Annotated in this window: 21 protein-coding genes; 8 read left to right on the top strand and 13 right to left on the bottom strand. The window is 43.1% G+C overall.

The features are described from left to right. Positions 1 to 9 precede the first annotated feature (9 nt). Positions 10 to 837 (bottom strand): phosphatidylserine decarboxylase, encoded by an 828-nt coding sequence (locus tag ACFOSV_RS04735; protein WP_377903914.1) that lies wholly within the window; start codon positions 835 to 837, stop codon positions 10 to 12. A gap of 542 nt (positions 838 to 1,379) precedes the next feature. Between ACFOSV_RS04735 and ACFOSV_RS04730 the strand changes: the two genes are divergently transcribed. Next, positions 1,380 to 3,065 (top strand): DUF885 family protein, encoded by a 1,686-nt coding sequence (locus tag ACFOSV_RS04730; RefSeq protein WP_377903912.1) that lies wholly within the window; start codon positions 1,380 to 1,382, stop codon positions 3,063 to 3,065. 78 nt (positions 3,066 to 3,143) lie between these two features. Here ACFOSV_RS04730 and ACFOSV_RS04725 read toward each other — a convergent pair whose 3' ends face one another. The 6 genes from ACFOSV_RS04725 to ACFOSV_RS04700 all read right to left on the bottom strand — a co-directional run bounded on the left by ACFOSV_RS04725 (position 3,144) and on the right by ACFOSV_RS04700 (position 8,909). Next, positions 3,144 to 3,938, bottom strand: a complete 795-nt coding sequence (locus tag ACFOSV_RS04725) for a Spy/CpxP family protein refolding chaperone (RefSeq protein WP_377903910.1) — start codon at positions 3,936 to 3,938, stop codon at positions 3,144 to 3,146. Positions 3,939 to 3,962: 24 nt separating this feature from the next. After that, positions 3,963 to 4,283, bottom strand: a complete 321-nt coding sequence (locus tag ACFOSV_RS04720) for a hypothetical protein (protein ID WP_377903908.1) — start codon at positions 4,281 to 4,283, stop codon at positions 3,963 to 3,965. Between the two features lies 1 nt (position 4,284). Further along, complete coding sequence (locus tag ACFOSV_RS04715; protein WP_377903906.1) at positions 4,285 to 4,773, bottom strand: RNA polymerase sigma factor; 489 nt, start codon at positions 4,771 to 4,773, stop codon at positions 4,285 to 4,287. A 140-nt stretch (positions 4,774 to 4,913) separates the two neighbouring features. Continuing rightward, a complete protein-coding gene (locus ACFOSV_RS04710; RefSeq protein ID WP_377903904.1) occupies positions 4,914 to 5,648 on the bottom strand; it encodes an MIP/aquaporin family protein in 735 nt (244 codons plus the stop codon). A 1-nt stretch (position 5,649) separates the two neighbouring features. Continuing rightward, the gene (gene glpK / locus ACFOSV_RS04705; RefSeq protein ID WP_377903902.1) at positions 5,650 to 7,149 is read right to left on the bottom strand and encodes a glycerol kinase GlpK; all 1,500 of its coding nucleotides are present in this window, start codon (positions 7,147 to 7,149) and stop codon (positions 5,650 to 5,652) included. A 197-nt stretch (positions 7,150 to 7,346) separates the two neighbouring features. Further along, the gene (locus tag ACFOSV_RS04700) at positions 7,347 to 8,909 is read right to left on the bottom strand and encodes a glycerol-3-phosphate dehydrogenase/oxidase (RefSeq protein ID WP_377903900.1); all 1,563 of its coding nucleotides are present in this window, start codon (positions 8,907 to 8,909) and stop codon (positions 7,347 to 7,349) included. 119 nt (positions 8,910 to 9,028) lie between these two features. Between ACFOSV_RS04700 and ACFOSV_RS04695 the strand changes: the two genes are divergently transcribed. Continuing rightward, entirely contained in the window at positions 9,029 to 9,790 is a 762-nt protein-coding gene (locus ACFOSV_RS04695; RefSeq protein ID WP_377903898.1) for a DeoR/GlpR family DNA-binding transcription regulator, read from the top strand. Here ACFOSV_RS04695 and ACFOSV_RS04690 read toward each other — a convergent pair. Beyond that, the gene (locus ACFOSV_RS04690) at positions 9,787 to 10,287 is read right to left on the bottom strand and encodes a SixA phosphatase family protein (RefSeq protein WP_377903896.1); all 501 of its coding nucleotides are present in this window, start codon (positions 10,285 to 10,287) and stop codon (positions 9,787 to 9,789) included. The two genes, ACFOSV_RS04695 and ACFOSV_RS04690, sit on opposite strands and share 4 nt — an antisense overlap. Positions 10,288 to 10,353: 66 nt before the next feature. Continuing rightward, a complete protein-coding gene (locus ACFOSV_RS04685) occupies positions 10,354 to 11,088 on the bottom strand; it encodes an RluA family pseudouridine synthase (protein ID WP_377903894.1) in 735 nt (244 codons plus the stop codon). Positions 11,089 to 11,199: 111 nt separating this feature from the next. On the opposite strand from ACFOSV_RS04685, the gene ACFOSV_RS04680 reads away from it, so the two are divergent. Then, positions 11,200 to 12,390 carry a hypothetical protein gene (locus ACFOSV_RS04680; protein ID WP_377903892.1) on the top strand — a complete coding sequence of 397 codons (1,191 nt, stop codon included), beginning with the start codon at positions 11,200 to 11,202 and terminating at the stop codon, positions 12,388 to 12,390. Positions 12,391 to 12,406: 16 nt separating this feature from the next. Here ACFOSV_RS04680 and ACFOSV_RS04675 read toward each other — a convergent pair whose 3' ends face one another. From ACFOSV_RS04675 to ACFOSV_RS04660, 4 genes are all read right to left on the bottom strand, one after another. Beyond that, positions 12,407 to 13,393, bottom strand: coding sequence for a YpdA family putative bacillithiol disulfide reductase (locus tag ACFOSV_RS04675; RefSeq protein WP_377903890.1), 987 nt, complete (start codon positions 13,391 to 13,393; stop codon positions 12,407 to 12,409). Further along, positions 13,386 to 14,159 (bottom strand): NRDE family protein, encoded by a 774-nt coding sequence (locus ACFOSV_RS04670; protein ID WP_377903888.1) that lies wholly within the window; start codon positions 14,157 to 14,159, stop codon positions 13,386 to 13,388. Before ACFOSV_RS04670 ends, ACFOSV_RS04675 begins: the two co-directional genes overlap by 8 nt. Before the next feature lie 54 nt (positions 14,160 to 14,213). Continuing rightward, positions 14,214 to 15,314 carry an alkene reductase gene (locus ACFOSV_RS04665; RefSeq protein WP_377903886.1) on the bottom strand — a complete coding sequence of 367 codons (1,101 nt, stop codon included), beginning with the start codon at positions 15,312 to 15,314 and terminating at the stop codon, positions 14,214 to 14,216. Between the two features lie 132 nt (positions 15,315 to 15,446). Continuing rightward, entirely contained in the window at positions 15,447 to 16,958 is a 1,512-nt protein-coding gene (locus tag ACFOSV_RS04660) for a S8 family peptidase (RefSeq protein ID WP_377903884.1), read from the bottom strand. A gap of 195 nt (positions 16,959 to 17,153) precedes the next feature. Here ACFOSV_RS04660 and ACFOSV_RS04655 point away from each other — a divergent pair, with 195 nt between their 5' ends. The 5 genes from ACFOSV_RS04655 to mraZ all read left to right on the top strand — a co-directional run bounded on the left by ACFOSV_RS04655 (position 17,154) and on the right by mraZ (position 22,493). Next, positions 17,154 to 17,954: an SDR family NAD(P)-dependent oxidoreductase gene (locus ACFOSV_RS04655; RefSeq protein ID WP_377903882.1), complete on the top strand. Its 801-nt coding sequence runs from the start codon at positions 17,154 to 17,156 to the stop codon at positions 17,952 to 17,954. 109 nt (positions 17,955 to 18,063) lie between these two features. Then, positions 18,064 to 18,438, top strand: a complete 375-nt coding sequence (locus ACFOSV_RS04650; RefSeq protein WP_377903880.1) for a BlaI/MecI/CopY family transcriptional regulator — start codon at positions 18,064 to 18,066, stop codon at positions 18,436 to 18,438. Continuing rightward, positions 18,435 to 20,363, top strand: coding sequence for a M56 family metallopeptidase (locus ACFOSV_RS04645; protein ID WP_377903878.1), 1,929 nt, complete (start codon positions 18,435 to 18,437; stop codon positions 20,361 to 20,363). Before ACFOSV_RS04650 ends, ACFOSV_RS04645 begins: the two co-directional genes overlap by 4 nt. Positions 20,364 to 20,473: 110 nt before the next feature. Then, on the top strand, positions 20,474 to 21,703 hold the full coding sequence (locus ACFOSV_RS04640) for a TCR/Tet family MFS transporter (RefSeq protein ID WP_377903876.1): 1,230 nt from the start codon (positions 20,474 to 20,476) through the stop codon (positions 21,701 to 21,703). 355 nt (positions 21,704 to 22,058) lie between these two features. Continuing rightward, positions 22,059 to 22,493: a division/cell wall cluster transcriptional repressor MraZ gene (gene mraZ, locus ACFOSV_RS04635; protein WP_377903874.1), complete on the top strand. Its 435-nt coding sequence runs from the start codon at positions 22,059 to 22,061 to the stop codon at positions 22,491 to 22,493. Position 22,494: the final 1 nt, after the last annotated feature.

The following is a 22,494-nucleotide window of genomic DNA, read 5'->3' as shown; positions in this document are numbered from 1 at the left end:
TTGTTGTGCTCAGTTTTTTAATTTTCCAATTCTTTGGCCCTGTTCAACCGACAAGGAATTAAACTTGCCTTTTTCAAAAATCAATAAGACCGTCGAGCCACCATATTTGAAATGTCCAAGCCTATCGCCTTTATAAATCTGTACGGGATTTTCGCTGTTTATTGCCTTAAATTCATTTTCAAACACTACTGAGCCAACCGTCTGTAATCCAATTGGAATCATTGCTATGAAGCCGAAATGTTTTGTCTCAATAATGAAATATCCATGTTTAAAATCCTCAAACACACTATAGTCTTTATTATATCCCGGATTGCCATTGTTAATCATATCAAGTAGATCAGGCATCCCAAAAAGTCTTTTTCCAACTTCCTCTTTTGATTCTACGATTTTTCCAGTTGTCGGCGAATGGTAGTGATGGTAATTATCTGGCATAAGAAAAATGGCCATTGCAGAGCCTCCAACAAATTTCTGTGCATATTTTGAATGATCAAGAAGTGAGTTCAGGTTCATAGTCATCCTCCCTTTTGTTGGGATTTCGGTGTCTAACGTTAGCTCATTGGCTATCATATTTATAATTCCATCAGCCGGCGAAATAAGTATAGCATCGTCTGTAGCATCATCGATAGGCCTGGCTCCAGGTTTCAAGTCTCGAGTAAAAAAGTCATTGAATGACTTAAATCCATCTGCAGGCAAAATAAAGTCTTCATTTCCAAGAGAATTATCAGACAGCCATTCTTCAATTATTTTTGCAGATTCTGGACTATCCATAAATCTACCGCGGTCCTCTATAAAGGAAAGAGACCAACTGAGCCCGGGTTCACTTAAAATAAACTTCATTCCATTGGGATTCTTAAAATAGAGAAAGGAGAATTCCAGTATTCTATCTAGTCCATTATGTGTATTGGGCAGGAAATAGTACCAATCATTTAAGAAATCATATAAATCACCTACATTTTTACCTTTCCAAGGGTTTGGATCCCCATTTGGCAATTCGTGAACATTTGCGAGCATTAAATCAACTGTATTCTGGAACTCTTTGTCATTGTCATAAAGACTTTTAAGACTCACAACTGGCGAGCTGTATTCTTGTGCTGGTGAACTAATTCCGATTAACAGAAAAGTTAAAAGACAAATTACGTTTCTTAGCATGTTGTCGGGTTTTTGAATTGAGTGTTAATTAGTTTAGGAGTCTAGTTTATGACTAATATACCTCAAAGGTTATCTGATCTTTTATGCCGGGCCACCCAAAATACTTGTCTATCCCATAGCAATTTAAATCTAAAGAATTAAGAAGAGGATTTCAAAGTATGGCCTTATCCAAAATCGAGATGCTAAAAGTAGTTTTTCTTTTATATTACGTTGCACTTAATTAATTCACTATGCGCTACCTATTCTCACTACTTATTTTTTTTAGCCTTGCCAATTTTGTACAAGCCACAGAACTGGCTCAAATGATCAACACTTATCAGGCAGATCGAAGCGCACTATCCCGGCTCTATACCAACCGCCTCTCGGATGAGTACTTTGAGCGGATGGAAGCCTTCAATCAAGACTATCTCGCCACGCTCCAATCCTTCAATTATGACTCTTTCTCTGAAGACGGAAAGATCGATTATGTGCTCTTTAGAAATTACTTGGAAAAAGAATTGGCGGAGTTGGAGCTTGATCAAAGGGCTTTTGATGAGGTCCAATCGGTCTTGGATTTTGCTTCAGAGTTGGAAGAATTGGTCGTGGGACGCCGCCGAGCAGTGAGGCCAGACGCACAGCAGCTGGCTCGAAGTTGGAATGCGATAGCAGATCAGATTGATCAACAACTTGAGGACTTACCAAGCAACTCAAAATACAACAGTTGGCAAAAAGCAGACCTCACCGCTCAGGCGGTGGAATCCTTGCTAAGAGTTACTGCGGAGGCCTATAGTTATTATTACGATTACGATCCAGAGTTTACCTGGTGGATGCCAGCCTCTTGGGAGAGGTTAGAAGCCTCCATGAAAAAGTATGCCTCCGCTTTGCGACAGCATTACACTAATTCTGTGAAGGATGATGGCAGTGGGATTATCGGGAGACCCATCGGTCGAGAAGCTTTAGAAAAGCAACTGGCTTTTGAGATGATCGCATATTCTCCCGAGGAACTGATCGCAGAAGCAGAAAAGCAGTTTGCTTGGTGTGAGAAAGAAATGCTCAAGGCATCTAGTGAATTGGGGTTTGAAGATGATTGGAAAGCGGCTTTGGAGATGGTCAAGGAGAGCTATTTACCGGAAGGTGAGTGGCCAGCTGAAGTCATCCGACTTGCTGAGGAAGCCACAGAGTATATGGAAAAATATGATTTGCTTACCGTGCCGCCTCTAGCAAAAGAAACCTGGAGAACAACCATGATCTCTGCGGAACGGCAAAAAGTAAGTCCATTCTTTCTAGGTGGAGAGGTGATTCAAATTTCTTATCCTACCTCCGAAATGGCGTATGAGGATAAAATGATGTCGATGCGTGGAAATAATCCACACTTTTCGCGAGCTACGGTACAGCATGAATTGATTCCTGGCCATCACTTACAGCAATTTATGAATCAGCGTTACATGACGCATCGCCGCTTATTCCGAACGCCATTTTGGACTGAAGGCTGGGCTTTGTACTGGGAATTTGTCCTTTGGGACAGAGATTTCCCACGAGATGCCAAGGATAAGGTGGGGATGCTTTTTTGGAGGATGCACCGTTGCGCGCGGATTATCTTTTCGCTCAACTATCACCTAGGTAAGATGACTCCACAAGAGTGCATCGATCTACTCGTAGATAAAGTGGGCCATGAGCGTTCGAATGCAGAGGCGGAAGTGAGAAGATCTTTTGAAGGAAGCTATGGGCCACTGTACCAGATTGCCTACATGATTGGAGCTTTGGAGATTTATTCACTTCGGGATGAAATGGTGAATTCAGGTAAAATGGGCGAGAAGGAATTTCACGATTTGATTCTGACTCAAAATACGATGCCGATAGAGATTCTCAGATCCAAAGTAACTGGGCAGCCTCTAGATAAAAATCATAAGGCTAGTTGGAGGTTTTTGGATAATTAAGCTTGAGTCTTTTTTAACGAAATGAAAAAAGGAAGCCCATTTGAGCTTCCTTTTCTTCTAATCAACCAAAAATTTAACTTAATTCTTTTTCTTCTTGTCGTCTTTCACCGTGATGATGATTACGCCGTTTTCACCTTTTGAACCATAGAGGGATGTGGCCGCAGACCCCTTTAGGACACTCATTGATTCAATGTCATTTGGATCTAAATTACCCACCTCGTTTCGCTCCTCTTCTCCTTCTTTTGACTTGATGATAAATAAAGGCTTGTTGCCAGATTTATCTGAATCCACCCGGATCATCACTTTGTTTTTGTCCGTGTCGGGGAAAAGGACCTTGGCTTCTCCATTGGTGTACCCAATTCCTTTCGCTTGCCCTTGGATGATTCTTGCGTTATTACTGTTGTTTTGAAAAAAATAAGAGCCAGTTACGGTGGTCGCACTGTTTTTCAGTGTTTCGATTTGCTCGTCATTGAGTTCGTTTTTGATGGCAACTAGAGTGCCCAGCTTCTTTTTCTTAAGTTCACTTTCCAGAGCGAGCACTTTGTCCATTTGCTTTTGGACTTCAGCACCATCTGGATTGTTTGCCTCAAGCATGGTGTTGAGTTTTTTGGTTTCCTCGTCCAGATCCCACTTTAGTGTGGCAAATTGTCCGGCATTATCTGCATGAATTTTTTTGATTTTACTCGCTTGGGCGTCTGTAAGTTTGAGCTTGTCGCGCATTTCCATGACTCGATCTGCCGAGTATAGATTCCCTTGGAAAATATCTCCACTTTCCTTTGGCTGTGACTGTACCCAGGTCATTGATTTTGTTTGTTGTCCTTCTGCAAGACCTATGCAGAGGAAAAACAGAAGAAGTGTTGCAAGATTTTTCATAATGAATGTGATAAAATAGTTGGTTTAGTATTCGGTAAGTAATGCTGAAGTGGGAGATTCCCAGATATCTAAATAGGTGGTTTGTTGTATGGTGAATTGCTGTTCGTCGTTTTCATTTTCCTCCAGCGTGATGATGAGCACATCTCTAGGGACCTCAATTTGTTCCTCCTCAGGCCAAATCAAAGGTGCAAAAAGAAAGAGTGAGGCAGCGATGCCTATGGTGAGCCAAAGTGGAGTCATATTCACTTTAGGCTTCGGCAATCCCTGAAATTCAGGAATCGCTAATTGCTGGTCTTTGGCTTTGAGTTCATCAAAAAACCGCTGTATGTCTTGATCTTGTTTCATCTCAAATCTGTTCTTGAGTTTTCAGAATCATCTGTTTTAATCTTTTTTTTCCGCGATCGTAATGCGTTCTTGCGGTACCAATGCTGATCTGCAATACCTCAGCACTTTCCTCCAGAGTCAATTGATGATAGAAAACCATCAGTAAAACCTGCGCTTGCATGGGAGAAAGCTGCTGAATCAATCCTTCATAATTCATAGGCTCCTCTCTGTTGATCTCCGTCCAATCCGGTATTTCAAGCCCTATGTCTAGGGGTTCGAGGTGCTTCTCTTTTTTGAACTGATCGATAGCAGTGTAGCGGATCACAGAGAAGAGCCAAGTCTTTGCGCTCGATTTCTCATTGAACTTCGCTTTGCCTTCCAGAATTTTCAGGTAAACCGCCTGAAGCACGTCTTTCGCCTGATCGTCGTCAAAGGAGCAGCACTGCCTCGCCCAGAGGTAAGCATCCCGATGATGCTTTTGAAGGATATGTTCGAGTGCAGAACTTGTCATTTATACTCCTTGGTATGAAAAAAGTAAGGATATATGACAAGGTGTGAAAAAAATATTTCTTCTGATGAGAAAAAGAGGGTGAAGCGGATAATTAGTGATTGCGATTCCCAATCATCCGGTTCACCTCTATAAGTTTCTTTCTAAGCGCCTGCTGCCAAATATACCCCCGCAGCCAAAGCCGCTCCAGCTATAGGGCCGAGTATTGGAATCCAAGCATATCCCCAATCCGTAGGCCCTTTTCCTTTGATAGGTAGGAGCTGATGCATCAGTCGCGGACCGAAATCCCGCGCAGGGTTAATGGCGTATCCCGTGGTGCCCCCTAAGCCTAGACCGATTACCCAAACCAAAAATGCCACGGGAATTGCTCCCAAGGAACCCATCCCAATCGGCGTTTGATTCAAATCCTCGATTTTCACGCCAGCGTTATAAAGAATCACCAGTACAAGTACAAAGGTGCCGATAAGCTCAGACAAAAAGTTGAGTTTGAAATTCCTGATGGCAGGAGAAGTGCCAAATGGCGCTGCAATCATGCCTGGATCTTTTTCCTGCTCGTAATGATCCTTGTACATGAGCCAGGCAAAACCAACACCCACCATGGCCCCCAAGACTTGAGCAAAGATATACCCAGGTGCCAAAGCCCAGTCAAACTTACCCGTGAGTCCTAAGCCTACTGTTACAGCAGGATTTAAATGTGCACCACTATAAGGTCCAGCGACAACGACTCCTGTGAATACAGCCAATGCCCAAGCCGTACTGATGCCCATGATTCCTCCGCCATTTCCTTTGGTCAATGGGAGAAGCATATTTGCCACTACTCCTGAGCCTAAAAGGAGGAGGAGGAAAGTTCCGATAAATTCTGCGAGATAAGGATTCATATTATTCTGTCCAGTTTTTTGCGCGTGAAACGGCCTTTTGCCAAAAGTGTATTAATTCATCCCGCTTTGCGGAATCCATTTGTGGTGAAAAGCTTCGGTCGGCTGTCCAAAGTTGCTGGATTTCTTCCTGACTTTTCCAGAAGCCAACTGCCAGTCCAGCCAAAAAGGCCGCACCAATAGCTGTAGTTTCGATAATTTGAGGTCGTTTGATTTCGCAATTCAGTAGGTCTGCCTGAAACTGCATCAAGAAATTATTTGCTGTAGCTCCTCCATCCACTCTAAGTTCCGCGATGGGTTTTCCGCTATCTTTTTCCATGGCTTTCAGCACATCGTAAACCTGATAGTCGATCGCTTCCAAAGCTGCTCTGGTAAAGTGGGCCTGAGTCGTGCCTCGGGTTATTCCAAAAAATGCCCCTCTGGCATTTTGATCCCAATGCGGAGCCCCAAGACCTGCTAATGCTGGAACAAAATACACCCCGTCATTATCATCAATGCTCAAGGCTAATTTTTCCGTTTCTTTCGCGTCTTTAAATAATTCAAGACCATCTCGTAGCCACTGGATGGCAGCTCCTCCAATAAATACAGAGCCTTCCAATGCATAATTGATCTCTTCACCGATCTTCCAAGCCACGGTAGTGAGGAGCTGATTTTGCGACCGAACAGCATCTTTTCCTGTATTCATCACCAGAAAGCAGCCTGTACCATAGGTGGTTTTTGCCATGCCTGGCTCAGTACACAGTTGACCAAAAAGTGCGGCTTGCTGATCTCCGGCAATTCCTGCGATAGGAATTCTTGATTTTAGTACATCACCAGCGGTCTCACAATATACTTCGCTACAGGTTTTTACCTCCGGTAGCATGCTTTTCGGAATTTCAAAAAGATCCAAAAGCTCTTGATCCCATTCCTGTGAGTGAATATTGAACAGCATGGTTCGGCTGGCATTGGTGATATCCGTCAGGTGATTTTGCCCACCAGTCAGTTTCCAAACTAGCCAAGAATCCACCGTTCCAAATGCCAATTCACCTGCCTCAGCCTTGGCACGAGCACCTTCTACATTTTCTAGAATCCAGCGAATTTTGGTAGCTGAGAAATAGGCATCGATGATCAGTCCTGTTTTGGATGCGATCATTTCAGCATGTCCTTTTTCTTTTAAGCTATCGCAAAAAGCGGCGGTACGCCGATCTTGCCATACAATAGCATTGAAGATGGCTTTGCCAGTTTTTCTATCCCAAACGATGGTCGTCTCTCGCTGATTGGTGATACCTATACCTGCAATCTGATCGGCTCCTATTCCTTCCTCCACTAGTGCCTCAATCATCACTTTGGACTGAGATTTCCAAATCTCCTCGGGGTCATGTTCCACCCACCCTTGTTTTGGGAAGCGCTGCTTAAATTCCTTCTGAGCCGTGGAGACAATCTTTCCTTTTTTATCAAAAATAATGGCACGCGAACTCGTGGTTCCCTGATCAAGGGCGAGTAAATAGGGTTTGGTATCGGTCATTTGGGGTAAGGTTTAAATACTAAAAAAAGGGATTCTATTTTGAAATTCAATGCATTCCCTAAAATTCGGTTGTCGGTTGTCGGTTGTCGGTTGTCGCGGCTTCGCCTGTTGGCGGTGAAGAGGACTGCAAACTGCGTCTACCGCTGAGAACTTCAATTGATTGTCCGTTTTGAAAGGGTGATTAAGTGAAATTCAGCTTAACGGATTAAATATTTACTGGCTACTTTGTGAAAGTCTAATAACTCTTGAGCTATCCAATCTTTGTCTTTTCCCATTTCTTGAGCCATAATTCTGGCCACATCAGGAGCTGTATCCATAGCCGCTTGGGCATCTAAGATCAGCATTCGGATTCGTCTTGAAAGCACGTCCTCGACTTTCACGGCCATCTCTCGGCGAACAGCCCAAACCACCTCAGCTTGAGTATAAGGGAAGTCGGGATGGATTTTATCTGCCCATTTGGGATTCTCTTTCATCAAATCCTGAATTAGCTGGGCTTGATTTCCATAGATTGCCCAATGTCCTTCTGCTGGTTGGTTGGTGTTTCCATTGATGAACATATTTGCAGAGGTACTCTCAGCAGGTTTTGAACCCGTCACTTTTTCGAAATAATCGACCGTGTCTTCGCCCATTCGACGGAAGGTGGTCCATTTGCCGCCCGTAAGCGTCACCAGACCGCTCTCGGAAAGAATGATTTTATGAGACCGTGAAATCTCTTTGGTTTTGGTGCTTCCTTCTTCTGGTCTCGCCAAAGGTCTCAAACCCGCAAATACCGCTTTGACATCCGCACGGGTGGGAGCTTTGGCCAAATACCCGGCTGCCGTTTCTAAAATAAAATCAATTTCACCTTGCAATGCTTCGGGTTCAAGCTTAGCTTTTTCCCGCAAAGTGTCTGTCGTACCCACGACCAACTTCCCATGCCATGGCACAGCAAAGAGAACCCTACCGTCACGCGTTTTTGGTATCATCAGGGCATCCTTTCCACCTAAAAAGTCTAGATCCAAAACCAAGTGTATGCCTTGGCTGGGCTGGATCATTTTCCTCGCTTCTGGCTGATCCATCTGAAGGATTTTATCAGCAAATACTCCAGTCGCATTGACCACCATCCTAGCTTTGAGGGGATAGGTTTTCTTAGCTAGTTCATCCCGAACTTTAAGTCCTTGGAGTTTTCCTTCTTCATTTTTTATCAGAGAGGAAACCTTTGTGTAATTCAATATGCAGGCACCAGCATCATCTGCCGTCTGGGCAATGGCTACGGCTAGCCTCGCATCGTCGAATTGCCCATCATGATACACCACACCTCCCATTAGCCCTTCTTTTTTGATCTGAGGCAGTCGATTGGCAGTCTCTTCCTTTGAGATCCATCTTGATTTGCCAATGCGAAGTTTTCCCGCCATCCAATCATAGGTCTTCAGGCCTACCGTATATTGCAGGCGATCCCAAAGCGTATAAATAGGAATGATAAAGGGTTGATCATGTGCCAGGTGAGCTGCGTTTTTTAGCAATCGTCCTCTTTCCTTCAGAGCTTCTAATACCAAGGCCACATCTCCTTGAGCCAAATAGCGCACGCCGCCATGCACTAGTTTGGTACTTCGGCTGGAAGTCCCCTTGGCAAAATCTGCCTTCTCCACCAAAATCACTGAAAGGCCTCGTGAAATTGCATCCAAAGCCACACCGAGCCCGGATGAACCCCCACCAATCACCGCCACGTCCCAAATTCTACTCGAATCTTTGAGTTGATTTATGTTTTCTTCTCTATTCATTTATTATTCTTCTCAAAAGTAAGTCAAAAAGAAAATAAAAGTAATAAAACGAAAGTAAAAGAAGAGAATTTCGGTTTCTTTTACTGATTCTTTACTTTTGATTCTTAAAAAGAAAGCAAATGACCATCGCTGAACGACATAAGTATATTTTGGATGAATTGGATCGAGCCGGATTTGTCTCTGTTTCGGATTTATCCAAGCGAATGGAAGTGACCATGGTGACCATTCGGAAGGATCTCAAATTGCTAGAAGATAAGGGCCTGCTGTATCGGTCTCATGGATCAGCTACCCCAATTTCGCCTTATGTTTCTGATCGCTCGGTACAGGTCAAAAAGCTAGAGCAGGTGGAAGAGAAAACTAGGATAGCCCAACATGCGGTCAAGATGCTCCTCGAGAAAGAAGCCATTTTAATTGGTTCTGGGACCACTGTTGTAGCTTTTGCGCAAGCAATTCCTAAAAACTTACCCTTGACCGTGCTCACGGCGGCCATGAATGTTTCCCTTTCCTTGATGGATCATGATCAAGTTGAATTGGTGCAACTAGGAGGAGTGGTGCGAAAGAGTAGTAGTTCGGCAGTGGGCCACTATGCCGAGGAGATGCTTCGAGGCTTTGCCTGTAGCAAGCTTTTTCTAAGCGTGGATGGGATTAGTCTGGAACATGGCTTGACTACCTCCAATATGATGGAGGCTCACTTGAATGCCCAAATGATCCAGTCTGTGCAGAAAACAATTGTTCTGGCCGATAGCCGGAAGTTTGGCCGAAAAGGCTTTGGGAAGATTTGCGAACTGGAGGATGTCGATACCATTATTACCGATGCTGGCATCCCAGAAATCTATCAGAATAGTCTGGAAGAGAAGGGGATTGAGGTTATGGTTGTTTAAAAATCCCCATACTTTTTCACATTCGCACTAAAGCCATTTTCCTTGTACTCCAGAATGTAAATGTTGTCATATTCAACATCCGTCAGGTCTGGATAAGGACTGCCCGAACCGATCAGAATATTGGCTAAACGAGGGGCTGTATTGCTGTGACCCACTACCAAAATATTTCCTTCCAATCCTTTTAGTTTCTCCGCGAATGCCTCTTGATCTCTTGGATCATAGGTCTCAATTTGAATACCTAACTGATCAGCCGTTGGTTGGGCGGTCATCCGAGTACGCTTGTAATCTGTGGAAAAAATATGTTTGATCTCTTTGTCGGCAAGAATTTGTGCAAGTTTTTTTGATCTTACTATCCCCACTTGAGCAAGTTCTGGGTCGGGATTTTCAACTAGCATTTTTTCAGCGTGCCTGACAATATAAATGGTCTTGGGTTCGGGGCTGCTTCCACAGCTTACGAGAATAAGACCTCCTAGGAGGATAAGAAGTAAGTTTTTCATCGCTTAAATTATTTAATGGAGGGTAAGCTTTTCAGCTTTAATCCCTTAGATTTTTAAATTCAAATGTTATCCCGAAAAACTATTGTCCAAGTGCTGGTCCTTTGCTTTGATTGTTTCGAAATGTAAAAATTGCTCCCAAAATTCCTCTTCTGGTACAGCTGCTCTCATGTACATTTTTTCCTTTTTCACTGGGTGAACAAAGACTAATTGAAAAGCATGTAGATTAATGCTGGCATCTGGATTCGCTTTGGCAAAGCCGTATTTTACATCTCCTCGAATTGGGCATCCCATGGATGCTAACTGCACTCGTATCTGATGTGGGCGTCCGGAGATAGGCCGTACTTCGATCAGCCAATGATCATTCATATGGCCTAGGGTCTTGTAGTTTAGTTCCGCTTTTTGCGATCCCGGTACTTCTCTATCATGGGCGGTTACCACATTTTTCTTTTCATCTTTTACAAGCCAATGCGTGAGTTTCCCTATTTCTTCTCTCGGCTTTCGCTTTACAATGGCCCAATAGACTTTATGGATATCACGTTTCCGAAAGATTTCCATCATTCGCTCTAGTCCCTTAGATGTTCGGGCAAAAGCCACCAAGCCACTAACAGGCCGATCGAGCCGATGGATAGGGTGCAAAAAGACCGCACCTGGCTTGTCGTATTTTTTAGCGATGTAATCCTTCCCATAGTCGATCAGGGTTTTGTCGCCCGTCTTGTCACCCTGCACGAGGATTCCAGCTGCTTTATTGACGATAAGGAGGTGATTGTCTTCGTAGACTACGGTGAATGGCTTCTTCTTCATATTGGCGTGCAATTTACCATTTTTCATGTTGGGAAGGAATAAATAAAAAAGTTAGGCGTTTGTAGTTGATTAGTTGTGTATTTAATTTGAATTAAACTTTTCATTCTTAGCATGATGCGAAAATTAATCCCTTGCTACCTTCTTCTTTTTATCCTTGCCTGTCAAAGGCCTTCAGAATATGAAGACCCTAATAAAGCACAAAATCAAACTTTTAGACTCGAAAAGACAGATTCGGTCACCGTGAAAGATATTCTGGCGCGAGTATTTTTATTTCAAGGCTCAGTAAATGATCGTTTGATCTTTCGAGATAGAGCTACTTCTGAGGTCTATAGCTTTGATCAGAATGGGGAGCTCTTAGATCAATGGAATAAGGAAGGGGATGTTCCTGGTAAATTCGGCATGGCTTCGGGGAATTTTGCTTTTGACCAAGCAGGAAATTTCGTTGTCCTGGATATAATGAATGGGCTCAAGTTGTTGAAGCCTGGCGGTGAGGTAATTCAGGACTTTGGAATTTATCAAAATCAGGTCAGTTTGGGGGGAGCATTTACACATTTTGATACCGAGCAACTTATCAAGAAGGGAGATGAAGAGTATCTGCTTTATTCTCTAGATATTATCGAAGAGTACTATAATAACTACGATGCTGAATTTCTGAAAGAGCGAAAAAACCTTCTGATGACTAATATTGCGACCAACGAAACTCAACAGGTGATTCCTTTTCCTGAAAGCTCAAATTTTCTGAATGGTAATGTGTTCTATTTTAGAGATTTTCGGCCAGTCTTTCACTTTGATCAAAATGAAGAAATACTCTATTTGATGTACATGGCTGATCCCACACTTTATATCTATGATTGGTCCGGTGAATTACCGGTTTTGAAAGAAGAAAAGGCTCTTGAATTGACGGGATTTGAAATTCATGAAGGTTTTGAGCCTGGTGCCGTCGGACTCGGCCAAATCAACGACAATAAAAAACGTTCTTATCCTTCCCTAATTCAAAATATCAGCAAGTTCGGTGAAAATCTTTTGATTACTTACAATCCTTCTCCTAAGGATAAACCTGCGATTGAGCGGGTTTTGGCTGGCGATGCTACTGATGAAACCAAAGCCAAACTACGAGAGCAATACAAATCACGGACTGCCGTCCTCCGTCCTGATGGTCAGGTGATTTCGCTTGATCTTCCTGAGATGTACTACAATAGTTTCAAGGTTATTGATGAGGAGATCTTTTGGATGAAGAAACCTGATCCCGACATCGAGGCTGAGGAATTTACCCTCTATCGTGGGAAGCTAGTTTCCGAATAATTCACTGACCAGTCTTTCAACCTTCGGCTTTTCCCGTGAGCTTGCTTACAATATCCTTCACAATTGACTCTGCATGCACGATGGAATTCTCAATAAAAAACTCTCGGGTATTCAACCCTCCACAAACCACACCCGCTAGATAAACTCCTGGGACATTTGATTCCTGGTTGGCTTGATCGTAGCATGGTTGGCGCTTTTCGTCTAGGCTCAATTCCACGCCAAGCTGATCCAGCAAGGCAAAATTCGGTCTGTAACCTGTCATCGCGAGCACAAAATTATTTTCTATTTCCACTTCGCCATCCGGAGTGGTAATGATCACAGCGTCACTTTTGACTTCCTTGACCCTTGATTTTGTAAAGGCTTTGATCGAACCCTCTTTGATCCGGTTCATAATATCGGGTCTCACCCAATATTTCACATTTTGATCCACTTCATCACCAAGCAGCACCATGCTCACTTCTGCTCCTTTGCGCCAGCATTCCAATGCAGCATCCACGGCAGAGTTTGCTCCACCCACGACCAAGACTTTCTGTCCGATAAAAGGCCAGGGCTCCTTGTAGTAATGCATTACTTTAGGTAAATCTTCTCCGGGTACTTCCATCAAATTAGGTAGGTCATAAAACCCCGTGGCTAGCACAATTTTCTTGGTTTGGTAGCCGCCTTTTGAGGTTTTGATTTCAAAGCCTTCGGAGATTTTTGATAAGGTTTCTACCCCTTCGTACAGGTTGACGTTCAGGTGGAAGTGCGTGAAAATCCTACGGTAATACTCCAATGCTTCGGTTCGCGTGGGTTTGTTTTCCACAGACATAAAAGGAATCCCTGCCATCTCCAAGCGCTCCGAAGTAGAGAAAAATCGCATGTTGACGGGGTAGTTGTAAATGGAATTGGTTAATGCGCCTTTTTCCAAAATGAGATAGTCTAGTCCTGCTTTTTGAGCTTCTACTCCACAGGCTAAGCCTATCGGTCCAGCCCCAATGATCAGTACGTCAAATAGTTTATTCATACTTTTTTTTCAAGGTTTGAAAGCTGATTTCTGTGTCTTCAAATCTATGGTAATCTCGTTCAAATATCCGTTGCTTCATTTGTGTAAACCCTTCCAGATTTTGAGTGACAGCCATGGCGGAAACTGTCCCATAATTATCTCCCAGCCGAATCAGTTGGGCCGAAAGTCCAATTTCCATTTCCGGAGCTACTCCTGTTTGGGGTAGTATCTCCAAGGGGTAGGTGTCCGTGGATTTCAGGATGTGAAGAAGCTTATTTTGACTAATCGATGCATCTAGCTGTTCGCGTAATTGTTGCTTTGCCAGCTCAACTTTGGGCCAAGGATCATTAATCAAGGCATTGCTCAGGCCATGAATTCCTGGCTGGATCTCTTGAATGCCAGCTGCATAATTACTGAGATAAAAGACTTTTTCACCATCTGAGACCAACAGATTGAATCCATCGTACAAATGCAGGTTGGGAACTAGGGCCTGTAAATAAGACTCGGGATCCATTTCATTTTCTAAAAAGGCCTGAACGAGCTTTCCCCTTGAAATCCGAGCCGATCGAGGATTGTTAAAATCACGATAGTTGGTAAGCAATGCCCAGCGGCCATTTGGGTGAAAGCCCATCCAAGTACCTCCACTTCGCAGGTCTTTTCCTCCATAAAAACCACTTTCCCACTGATGAAGCGTGGCACTGGGGCGCTCAAAGAATTCATCCCGATTGGTACTTAGGACGAGGGGGAATTCTGGATGCGCTTTCCAAGCTAGGGCAACTAAACACATATCTAAAATTAAAACAAAAGGCCGGAAAATCCGGCCTTTCTGGGTGATAGCAACTTAAGCCTCCTGTAGGCTTGGGTAATCGGTATATCCTTTTTCGCCAGGCGTGTAAAACGTTTCTGTGTCGTATTCGGCTAGCTCAGCTCCCAGTTCAAATCGTTTGGCCAGGTCTGGATTGGAAATAAATGGCTTACCAAATGCAACTGCATCTGCATATCCTTCCTCGATTACTTTATTGCCACTCTCTTGATCAAAATTTGAATTGATCACTAAAGTGCCTTTGTACATGGGTCGATATCGCTTCGCAATCTGAGTTTCCAAATAAGGAATGTCACTCACATCTGTAAATGGCTCAGAAAGATGCAAATAGGCTAAATCATACTCATTAAGACGATTGACGATATAGTCGAAAGTTGGCATGGTGTCCTCATTGGCTTCCATTCCAAAGATGCCGTTTAGTGAAGGGTTTAATCGAAGACCGATACGATTCTCAGGCATCACCTCCTTTATGGCGTCGATTACCTCAAATAGGATTCTAGCTCGATTTTCTATCGATCCACCATACTCGTCTGTTCTTACATTACTGCTGCTACTGAAAAACTGATGGAACAAATACCCATTAGAGGAGTGGATTTCTACTCCATCAAACCCGGCTTCCATAGCGTTTTTCGCTCCATTTTTAAAGTCCTGAATCGTCTGCTTGATTTCCTCAATGCTCATGGCTTTAGGAGTGACGGTCTCTTTAAAACCCTTTGGGGTAAAAGATTTAGAATTTGGATTGATCGCCGATGGTGCTAGTGGTAATTCTCCATCGTGGAAATCGGGATGTGAAATTCTACCCACATGCCAGAGCTGGATAAAAATATTTCCGCCTTCCTCATGTACTGCCTTGGTCACAGGCTTCCAGCCTTCTACTTGTTCGGCTGAGTAAATACCCGGCGTGTTGATATAGCCAACCGCTTTTTTGGAAACTTGGGATCCTTCGCTGATGATTAAGCCGGCGCCTGCTCTTTGTCGATAATACTCCACATGAATGTCAAATGGTACATTACCTTCATTAGCGGCTCGACTTCGAGTCATCGGAGCCATCCATACTCGGTTAGATAATTTGAGATCACCGACCACGATCGGTTCTAAAAGTGCTTGTTTGGTACTCATTATAGGTATTGGTTTAGTCTGAAAATTAATGTCTATACAACTAATCGGGATTTGAGAAAGTTCAGGATTAGGACAATCAAAAAAAAACCATCGGGGAATTCCCCGATGGCCTCACATGTGAAAAAAAAATGATTAAAAATTGACAGTCACGTCACTAGAGCAGGTGGAAGTACCAGTATCACACACCTTGTATGTAAGACTTCCTCCACCTCGGTTGGTTGTTTGGTCAGTAAAACTCGTTCCGGAAATAGTGGCGATTTTGCTTCCATTTCTAAAGATATCTACTTCTCCGTTACTACCTGACCATGTCAGATTGGCTCCCCATCTTCCCTTGTTTTTGAATCCTTCAGCAGAAAGCAAGATACCAGTCACTGGATCTGGATCTTGTGGATCAGGATCAACAGTAGTTGAGCCGAGGGAATAAAGTAAATTATTATTTGCTGTCAGTGAATTGTTTACGACCGAAGGTGTAGACGAAGTGCTGATAAAGTCGTACACAGTTTGACTAGATGCATTTGGATTAGATTCTAGGTACAAGGCAGCTACTCCTGCTACGTGTGGAGAAGCCATAGAAGTCCCGTTCAATGTGGCTATAGCAGTATTACTAGTGTACCATGCCGATCTGATCGATGAGCCTGGCGCAAAAATATCTACACAATCCCCATAGTTTGAGAAACTTGATCTACTATCGGTGCTAGTGCTGGATCCGACGGTATAGGCATTTGAAGCACTTGAAGGTGAATAATTACATGCATTTGCATTGCTATTTCCTGCTGCAACTATTACTGGTACACCGGAATTGAAAAGCCTTGTCACAGCATCATTTACTGAAGTACTTCTTCCACCACCTAGGGACATGTTTGCTACGGAAGGGCCGGTTGCATTGGCGGCCACCCAGTCCATTCCAGCAATGACACCACTGAAGGTTCCCGAGCCACCACAATCTAAAACTCTAACAGCAACCAAGGAAACATTCTTGGCGACCCCGTATTCTGATCCACCTACTGTGCCAGCCACGTGGGTTCCATGTCCATTGCAATCTTCAGAATTTCCACCAAAAGCGTCAAAGCCATTTTGGGCTCTACCTCCAAACTCAATGTGATCACTCCGAATGCCTGTATCGATAATGTATGCAGTCACTCCTTGTCCAGTAGTACTGTAGGTGTATGACCCATCTAATGGAAGGTTGGACTGGTCTATCCGGTCAATTCCCCAAGTTGCATTTGATTGGGTTGTATTTGCGTACATATACCCGTCGGGTTCTATGTATTTTACTTTTGGGTCTTTTTCTAATTCTACTACTTGTTCTCTACTAAGTTCTGCAGAAAATCCTGAAATTAAGCTTCCATATACTCGATCAATCTGCGATTGTTTTAAGTCGTGCCTTGCAGCAAAATCATTAGCTAAAACTCGCATTCCGGCTTGGGCACTTTCATAATCTTTAGACTTCCTGAATTCAAGATTACTCTCATTAAGGACTACAATGTATCGGTCTGGGATTGGAGAGAAATCTTGACTCTCTACAGCTAGTTCAGCTTGGGCCAAATCAATATTTTGCTCTACATCCGTGCAGGCAAATATTGCAAAGGTCAATCCCAATAGGAAAAACCAATTTTGTTTTGACAAACTTTTAAAATCTTTCATCCTGTTGATTTGTTGATGGTTACGAGGAGCAAAATATATTTTATTTTGCAAAAACGAATAAAAAGAAATAAAAAAATGTTAATTTCTTTTTAAGTAAAATAATATTCTGATTTTATCGGCATAAAATAGGATTTCGTACATAAAAAATAGGATTTGAAATTTTTTTTGAACTTAAATTAATTTAATCTTAATGGAATGAGTTTGTCGCTAATCATTATTACCGGTGCTGGCAGCGGGATAGGTCTCCATCTTGCTCAAACATTAAAGGGGCTGAAATATTCTCTTCTATTAATTGATTTGAATTCAAATTCTCTTGAGAATCATTTTGAGGAAGATGATACTCTGCAATTCTTATCAGGGGATATATCACAACCAGCAATATGGGATCAAATTCTTCATGTGGTACGTGCCCAAAAAGCTACTGTATCTCATCTTTTTAATTGCGCAGGTGTGATTCGCCCAGGTTTTGTTCGGGACTTTGACATTAATGACATAGACTACCATCTCAATGTAAACACCAAAGGAAGCATCCTAGGCATAAAGTATGTGGCGGATCAAATGAAGAATCAAGGGTTTGGTCATGTGATTACCATTTCTTCACTAGCGGGTTTGGCTCCAGTTTCAGGCCTTAGTTTGTATTCAGCTTCGAAGTTTGCGATTCGTGGCTTTGCGATGGCTGCCGCTGCAGAATACCGTCCTTATGGCGTAAATATTTCTGTGGTGTGTCCTGATTTGGTCAAAACTCCCATGCTAGATTTACAACTAGACTATCCTGAAGAAGCTAAATTGACATTTAGCGGGCCGGAGAAAGTACTCACGCCAGCTGATGTAACTCGGGTTTTACTTCAGCTTATGGAAAAGCCGAAGGACTTGGTTTGCATACCTGAGTCACGCGGATTGCTTGCGAAAGTTGCCGGGATATGGCCGGGTCTAGGAGAAATTTTTCGAAAAAGTCTTGAGGCTAAGGGAGAAAAAGTAATTAAAAAACTACGTTAAGTCTCATTTTTGATTGATTAACACTTTTTAATACGATTATTTTCGTACTAATTCTTGACTTACGATGATCTTCGTATAACTTTGTACGAAAGATATCGTAAGAACTGTCATGACGAAACCAACTGAATCCGAATTAGAAATATTAGCCATCCTCTGGGAGCTAGGTGAAGCAAGTGTTCGACAGGTGCATGAGCGACTGGCTAAAACCAAAGATACGGGCTATACGACGACCTTGAAGATTATGCAAATTATGCACACAAAAGGTCTTGTATCCAGAGATGAAAAGAGCAGATCGCATATTTACCGGCCTGCTACAAATCAAAAAGAAACGCAGTCATCGTTGATTAAGAATTTGATGAATACAGCCTTTGGAGGTTCTGCTCAAAATCTGGTGATGCAGGCGTTGGGTCAGGAAAATCCCTCCAAGGAGGAATTGGACGAAATTCGCGCATTTTTAGACCAACTTGAAAAGAAGAAATCATGAACCTATTAGTCGACTGGATTCCGGATTACCTACTGTCAGCTTTAGGCTGGACGCTGGTACATAGTATTTGGCAGATGATTTTGGTTGCAGGCTTACTCTGGCTAGGTCTTAAGCTGTTTAAGTCTAAAGGCCCCGCTTTTAATTACAATCTTTCGCTCGGAGCATTGCTTCTTACTGTGTTGCTTGTGACGGTGACCTTCGTGGATCAAGTGCAGAATGAAACCACCCAAGCTACCTTGATTGCTAATTTTCAACCTAGATTTCAAGGTACAAATCCAACCTCAGGGGTTGAAACTCCGGTTTATCAAGCGATAATTGCCCAGACCACTGATCTGATCGAGTCCAATATTCCATTGCTTGTTAATTTCTGGTTTTTCGGAGCAATCCTATTTATGTTTCGATTAATTGCAAATCTAGCGGCCATACGAAACCTTCGGCAAGCTTCACATCCTGTTGTGGATTTTGAATTAGAAAAATCTTTTTATCGCCTTTTGGGCAAAATAAACCTTCCCAGTAACATACAGCTCCGAATAGGAAGGCAAGGTACATTGCCTATGACCTTTGGCTTCTTAAAGCCAGTTGTGTTGATTCCCAGTGCCTTGATTTTCCATCTGAGTCCTCAGCAATTGGAAGCGATTTTGGCCCACGAACTCGCACATGTTAAAAGAAATGACTACTTGATCAACTTGATCCAATCGAGTCTTGAGGTACTATTCTTTTATCATCCCTGTTTTTGGTGGATGAGTCAGACCATCAAAGAACTACGAGAAAATGCAGCAGATGATCTAGTCGTGAAGTCAGGAGTTGCTCCAGATACTTTAGCCTTCGCGCTCGCTGAGGTTCTGAACTTTGCGAATCAACCACAAACAGAACTGGCTTTGGCCGCCGCCAAAAAGAGAAATCCTACCCTACAAAGAATTAAACGCATTTTGGGCCACCCGGCTCAAACCTATCCACAAAACCCTATTATTTCTATACCTATGATTTTAACCTTAATGATTTCGCTGGGACTTGTAGCAAGTGCCGGCCAAGAAACTCCAGAGCCAAGAGGTACCGTTGAGCCACTAGTTGCCTTGCAAATGCCGGAGGTAGATATTCCAATGTCTTTAGCGGACACAGTGATCCGTAAATCCTCCAAAAAAACGGAGGTAATTGAAGACAAGGAGGGAAAGACGTCCAAAAGCATAATTTGGGAGACGGATGGCAATAGAGTTATTGAACTTGATCCAGATGAATCTTGGGAATTTGTCACGGAAGGTGATGGTAATGTGATCGTTATCAATGGAGATACCATTAAAACAAGTGGTAAAAACATGTTTTTCTTTAATGGAGAAGGGTTTGATATCCCTGATGTGCCAGAATTAGACCTGCCTGAACCGCCAACTTTTGAGGGAATGGGCGTACCTCCATTTGAAATGCAAGAATTTATGGTTCCCATTCCTTCCATGGATCCAGCCGACATGACTCCCATGATTTTTGAATTTGATGGAATGGATGGGGCATTTTTTGCTATGCCAGACACCGCGATGACTGATCAGGAGAAAGAGGCTTGGGCAAAAGAAATGGAGAAAAAGTCCGAAGTGTGGGCTAAGAAGATGGAAGAGCGGGCCAAAAAATGGGAAAAGGAAATGGCCCCCAAAATGAAAGAGTTGGAGGAAAGAATGAAGGTCTGGCAGGAGGAGAATGAGCCCAAAATGAAGGAATTCCAGAAAAAAATGGAAGAATGGCAAAAGGCGCAAGAACCTAAAATGAAGGAGTTTCAGGAGAAGATGAAGGCTTGGCAAGAAGAGCAGCAGCCTAAAATCGAGGAGTTTCAGCGCAAAATGGAGGTCTGGCAAAAAGAAAATGCCGCTAAGATGGAAGAGCTAGTCGAAAAGCTCCAAAAGGAGGCAGAGGCCAATCAAAAAGAATCGAAAAAGAATTAAAATGTGTGAATGAGGATGAGAAAGACCTGCTCGCAAGAGCAGGTTTTTTTATGTCCTGATTTTTCAGAAGTTTTTAAACAAAGCCGTAAGTTTGATCTTTTGATCCTAGAATGAAGTCGAATTCCAAACGAGCCCTGCTTTTTATCTTTATCACGATCCTGGTGGACGTGATCGGTTTGGGAGTTATCATTCCGGTTGTTCCTAGCTTGATCGAGGAGCTGACTGGGGAAGGGCTTAGTGAGGCTTCACGTTACGGAGGATGGTTGATCTTCTCATTTGCAGCTACACAATTTCTCTTTTCTCCGGTAATGGGAGGTCTGTCAGACCGTTTTGGCCGCAGGCCTGTTTTGCTACTTTCTTTGCTAGGGCTGGGGATCGATTATGTTTTTCATGCGGTCGCGCCTACTTTGTTTTGGCTTTTTGTGGGTCGAGTGATTGCCGGGATGTTTGGAGCCAGCTTCACGACAGCCACCGCCTACATTGCTGATATAAGCACCCCTGAAAAGCGTTCTCAAAACTTCGGTTTGATCGGTGCGGCATTTGGCTTGGGATTTATCATCGGTCCCGTGATCGGGGGAATAGCCGGAGCGGAATTTGGTCCTAGGGCACCGTTTTTGGTGGCAGCAGGTCTTTCTCTGCTGAATGTGCTCTATGGCTTTTTTGTGCTACCAGAATCCCTTCCTGCGGATCAGCGCAGAAGCTTCAATTGGAAAAGAGCCAATCCAATTGGATCTCTACTTAATCTACGAAAATATCCAGTAGTATCAGGATTGGTGGTTTCCTTGGTTTTGATTTATCTGGCAGGTCATGCTGTGCAGAGTAATTGGGCTTATTACACCATGTTTAAATTCGATTGGGATGAAGCCATGGTAGGATACTCTCTCGGTGTGGTAGGTGTCTTAGTAGCGCTTGTTCAGGGAGGGTTGATTCGGGTAGCCATTCCGAGATTAGGTCAGGCAAAATCGGTATACATAGGACTGGCTCTGAATGCTGTAGGTCTTTTTTGTTTTGGGCTTGCAGACCTAGGATGGATGATGCTAGTCTTTTTAATTCCTTACTGTCTTGGAGGGATTTCTGGACCTGCTTTACAAGGGATTATTTCTGCCCAAGTTCCTCCCAACGAACAGGGAGAGTTACAAGGAGCTTTAACCAGTTTGGTCAGCGTAACTTCCATCATTGGGCCGGTGATGATGAATAGTATTTTCGCATATTTTTCTGCTGACGATGCACCAATTTATTTGCCTGGGGCGTCATTTTACTTGGCCGCAATCCTTGCTGTGATCAGTCTCTTTTTTGCCTATCGTGTGCTTTCCACTCGATTGAATTTGGCACAGGCCTGAGTTTCATCGAGGGAATCATTTGGTTAGCACTTTAGACTTTTCGCTGCCTAAATTTTATGGGAATTTGCCCCACATTTTGTGAGATATACTACCTCGTAAGGCATTGCTGGAAAAAAATATGGCACGAAAAGTGCTTTATTCGCCTCCAATCGACGATTTAACGACTTACTTAACTTCTTTTTAATCAGTTGTATAGCCCAAAAAATTTCTTAGAAATTTTTAGAAAAATATTGGCTTCCGAGTAAGTTTTGGCTACTTTTAAACAAAAGTGGGAAAAAGTGGGGCAAAGTGGTAGAATGTGTAAACCATTTTATTACTTTTGTTTTTACGGTAATTCCATCATTTCGTCGATTCTATGTTCAACAGTCAATACGATAGCAAGCTAGACCCAAAAGGACGTCTGGTATTGCCTGCCAAAATCAAGGCAGCGATACCCGAGGCCAATGGGAGTGCGCTCATGCTTCGAATGGCAGAGGACAAGTGTCTGGCGCTCTACACCATGAATGAGTACAAGAAACTTGAAAGTAAAATCAAGTCGTTGTCCATCAACAATGCTGAGCAGCGAATGCTTCAGCGTTCATTTTTCATCAGCAGTGTGGAGGTAGAATTGGATAATGCCGGCAGACTTTTGATCCCAAAGGTTTTTCAAGCCTATGCGGGATTGGAGCGAGAAGTAGTAGTCGTGGGCATGGGTAGTCGAATTGAGCTTTGGCATCCAGAGAAGTACCTACAGAATATTATTTCCGATCCTGCGGACTTGTCAAACTTGATGGAAAAATATCTCTCCTGAT

The sequence above is a fragment of the Algoriphagus namhaensis genome (assembly GCF_042649705.1).
Classification (GTDB): Bacteria; Bacteroidota; Bacteroidia; order Cytophagales; family Cyclobacteriaceae; genus Algoriphagus; species Algoriphagus namhaensis.
The sequence above is the reverse complement of the archived record's forward strand: the minus strand, read 5'-3'. Positions and strand labels throughout refer to the sequence as shown.

What these genes read in the sequence shown, in the direction of transcription:
- ACFOSV_RS04735 (WP_377903914.1), bottom strand. Translation starts at nt 837, where the DNA reads ATGAAGTTTATTTTAAGTGAACCCGGGCTCAGTTGGTCTCTTTCCTTT.
- ACFOSV_RS04730 (WP_377903912.1), top strand. Translation starts at nt 1,380, where the DNA reads ATGCGCTACCTATTCTCACTACTTATTTTTTTTAGCCTTGCCAATTTT.
- ACFOSV_RS04725 (WP_377903910.1), bottom strand. Translation starts at nt 3,938, where the DNA reads ATGAAAAATCTTGCAACACTTCTTCTGTTTTTCCTCTGCATAGGTCTT.
- ACFOSV_RS04720 (WP_377903908.1), bottom strand. Translation starts at nt 4,283, where the DNA reads ATGAAACAAGATCAAGACATACAGCGGTTTTTTGATGAACTCAAAGCC.
- ACFOSV_RS04715 (WP_377903906.1), bottom strand. Translation starts at nt 4,773, where the DNA reads ATGACAAGTTCTGCACTCGAACATATCCTTCAAAAGCATCATCGGGAT.
- ACFOSV_RS04710 (WP_377903904.1), bottom strand. Translation starts at nt 5,648, where the DNA reads ATGAATCCTTATCTCGCAGAATTTATCGGAACTTTCCTCCTCCTCCTT.
- glpK (WP_377903902.1), bottom strand. Translation starts at nt 7,149, where the DNA reads ATGACCGATACCAAACCCTATTTACTCGCCCTTGATCAGGGAACCACG.
- ACFOSV_RS04700 (WP_377903900.1), bottom strand. Translation starts at nt 8,909, where the DNA reads ATGAATAGAGAAGAAAACATAAATCAACTCAAAGATTCGAGTAGAATT.
- ACFOSV_RS04695 (WP_377903898.1), top strand. Translation starts at nt 9,029, where the DNA reads ATGACCATCGCTGAACGACATAAGTATATTTTGGATGAATTGGATCGA.
- ACFOSV_RS04690 (WP_377903896.1), bottom strand. Translation starts at nt 10,287, where the DNA reads ATGAAAAACTTACTTCTTATCCTCCTAGGAGGTCTTATTCTCGTAAGC.
- ACFOSV_RS04685 (WP_377903894.1), bottom strand. Translation starts at nt 11,088, where the DNA reads ATGAAGAAGAAGCCATTCACCGTAGTCTACGAAGACAATCACCTCCTT.
- ACFOSV_RS04680 (WP_377903892.1), top strand. Translation starts at nt 11,200, where the DNA reads ATGATGCGAAAATTAATCCCTTGCTACCTTCTTCTTTTTATCCTTGCC.
- ACFOSV_RS04675 (WP_377903890.1), bottom strand. Translation starts at nt 13,393, where the DNA reads ATGAATAAACTATTTGACGTACTGATCATTGGGGCTGGACCGATAGGC.
- ACFOSV_RS04670 (WP_377903888.1), bottom strand. Translation starts at nt 14,159, where the DNA reads ATGTGTTTAGTTGCCCTAGCTTGGAAAGCGCATCCAGAATTCCCCCTC.
- ACFOSV_RS04665 (WP_377903886.1), bottom strand. Translation starts at nt 15,314, where the DNA reads ATGAGTACCAAACAAGCACTTTTAGAACCGATCGTGGTCGGTGATCTC.
- ACFOSV_RS04660 (WP_377903884.1), bottom strand. Translation starts at nt 16,958, where the DNA reads ATGAAAGATTTTAAAAGTTTGTCAAAACAAAATTGGTTTTTCCTATTG.
- ACFOSV_RS04655 (WP_377903882.1), top strand. Translation starts at nt 17,154, where the DNA reads ATGAGTTTGTCGCTAATCATTATTACCGGTGCTGGCAGCGGGATAGGT.
- ACFOSV_RS04650 (WP_377903880.1), top strand. Translation starts at nt 18,064, where the DNA reads ATGACGAAACCAACTGAATCCGAATTAGAAATATTAGCCATCCTCTGG.
- ACFOSV_RS04645 (WP_377903878.1), top strand. Translation starts at nt 18,435, where the DNA reads ATGAACCTATTAGTCGACTGGATTCCGGATTACCTACTGTCAGCTTTA.
- ACFOSV_RS04640 (WP_377903876.1), top strand. Translation starts at nt 20,474, where the DNA reads ATGAAGTCGAATTCCAAACGAGCCCTGCTTTTTATCTTTATCACGATC.
- mraZ (WP_377903874.1), top strand. Translation starts at nt 22,059, where the DNA reads ATGTTCAACAGTCAATACGATAGCAAGCTAGACCCAAAAGGACGTCTG.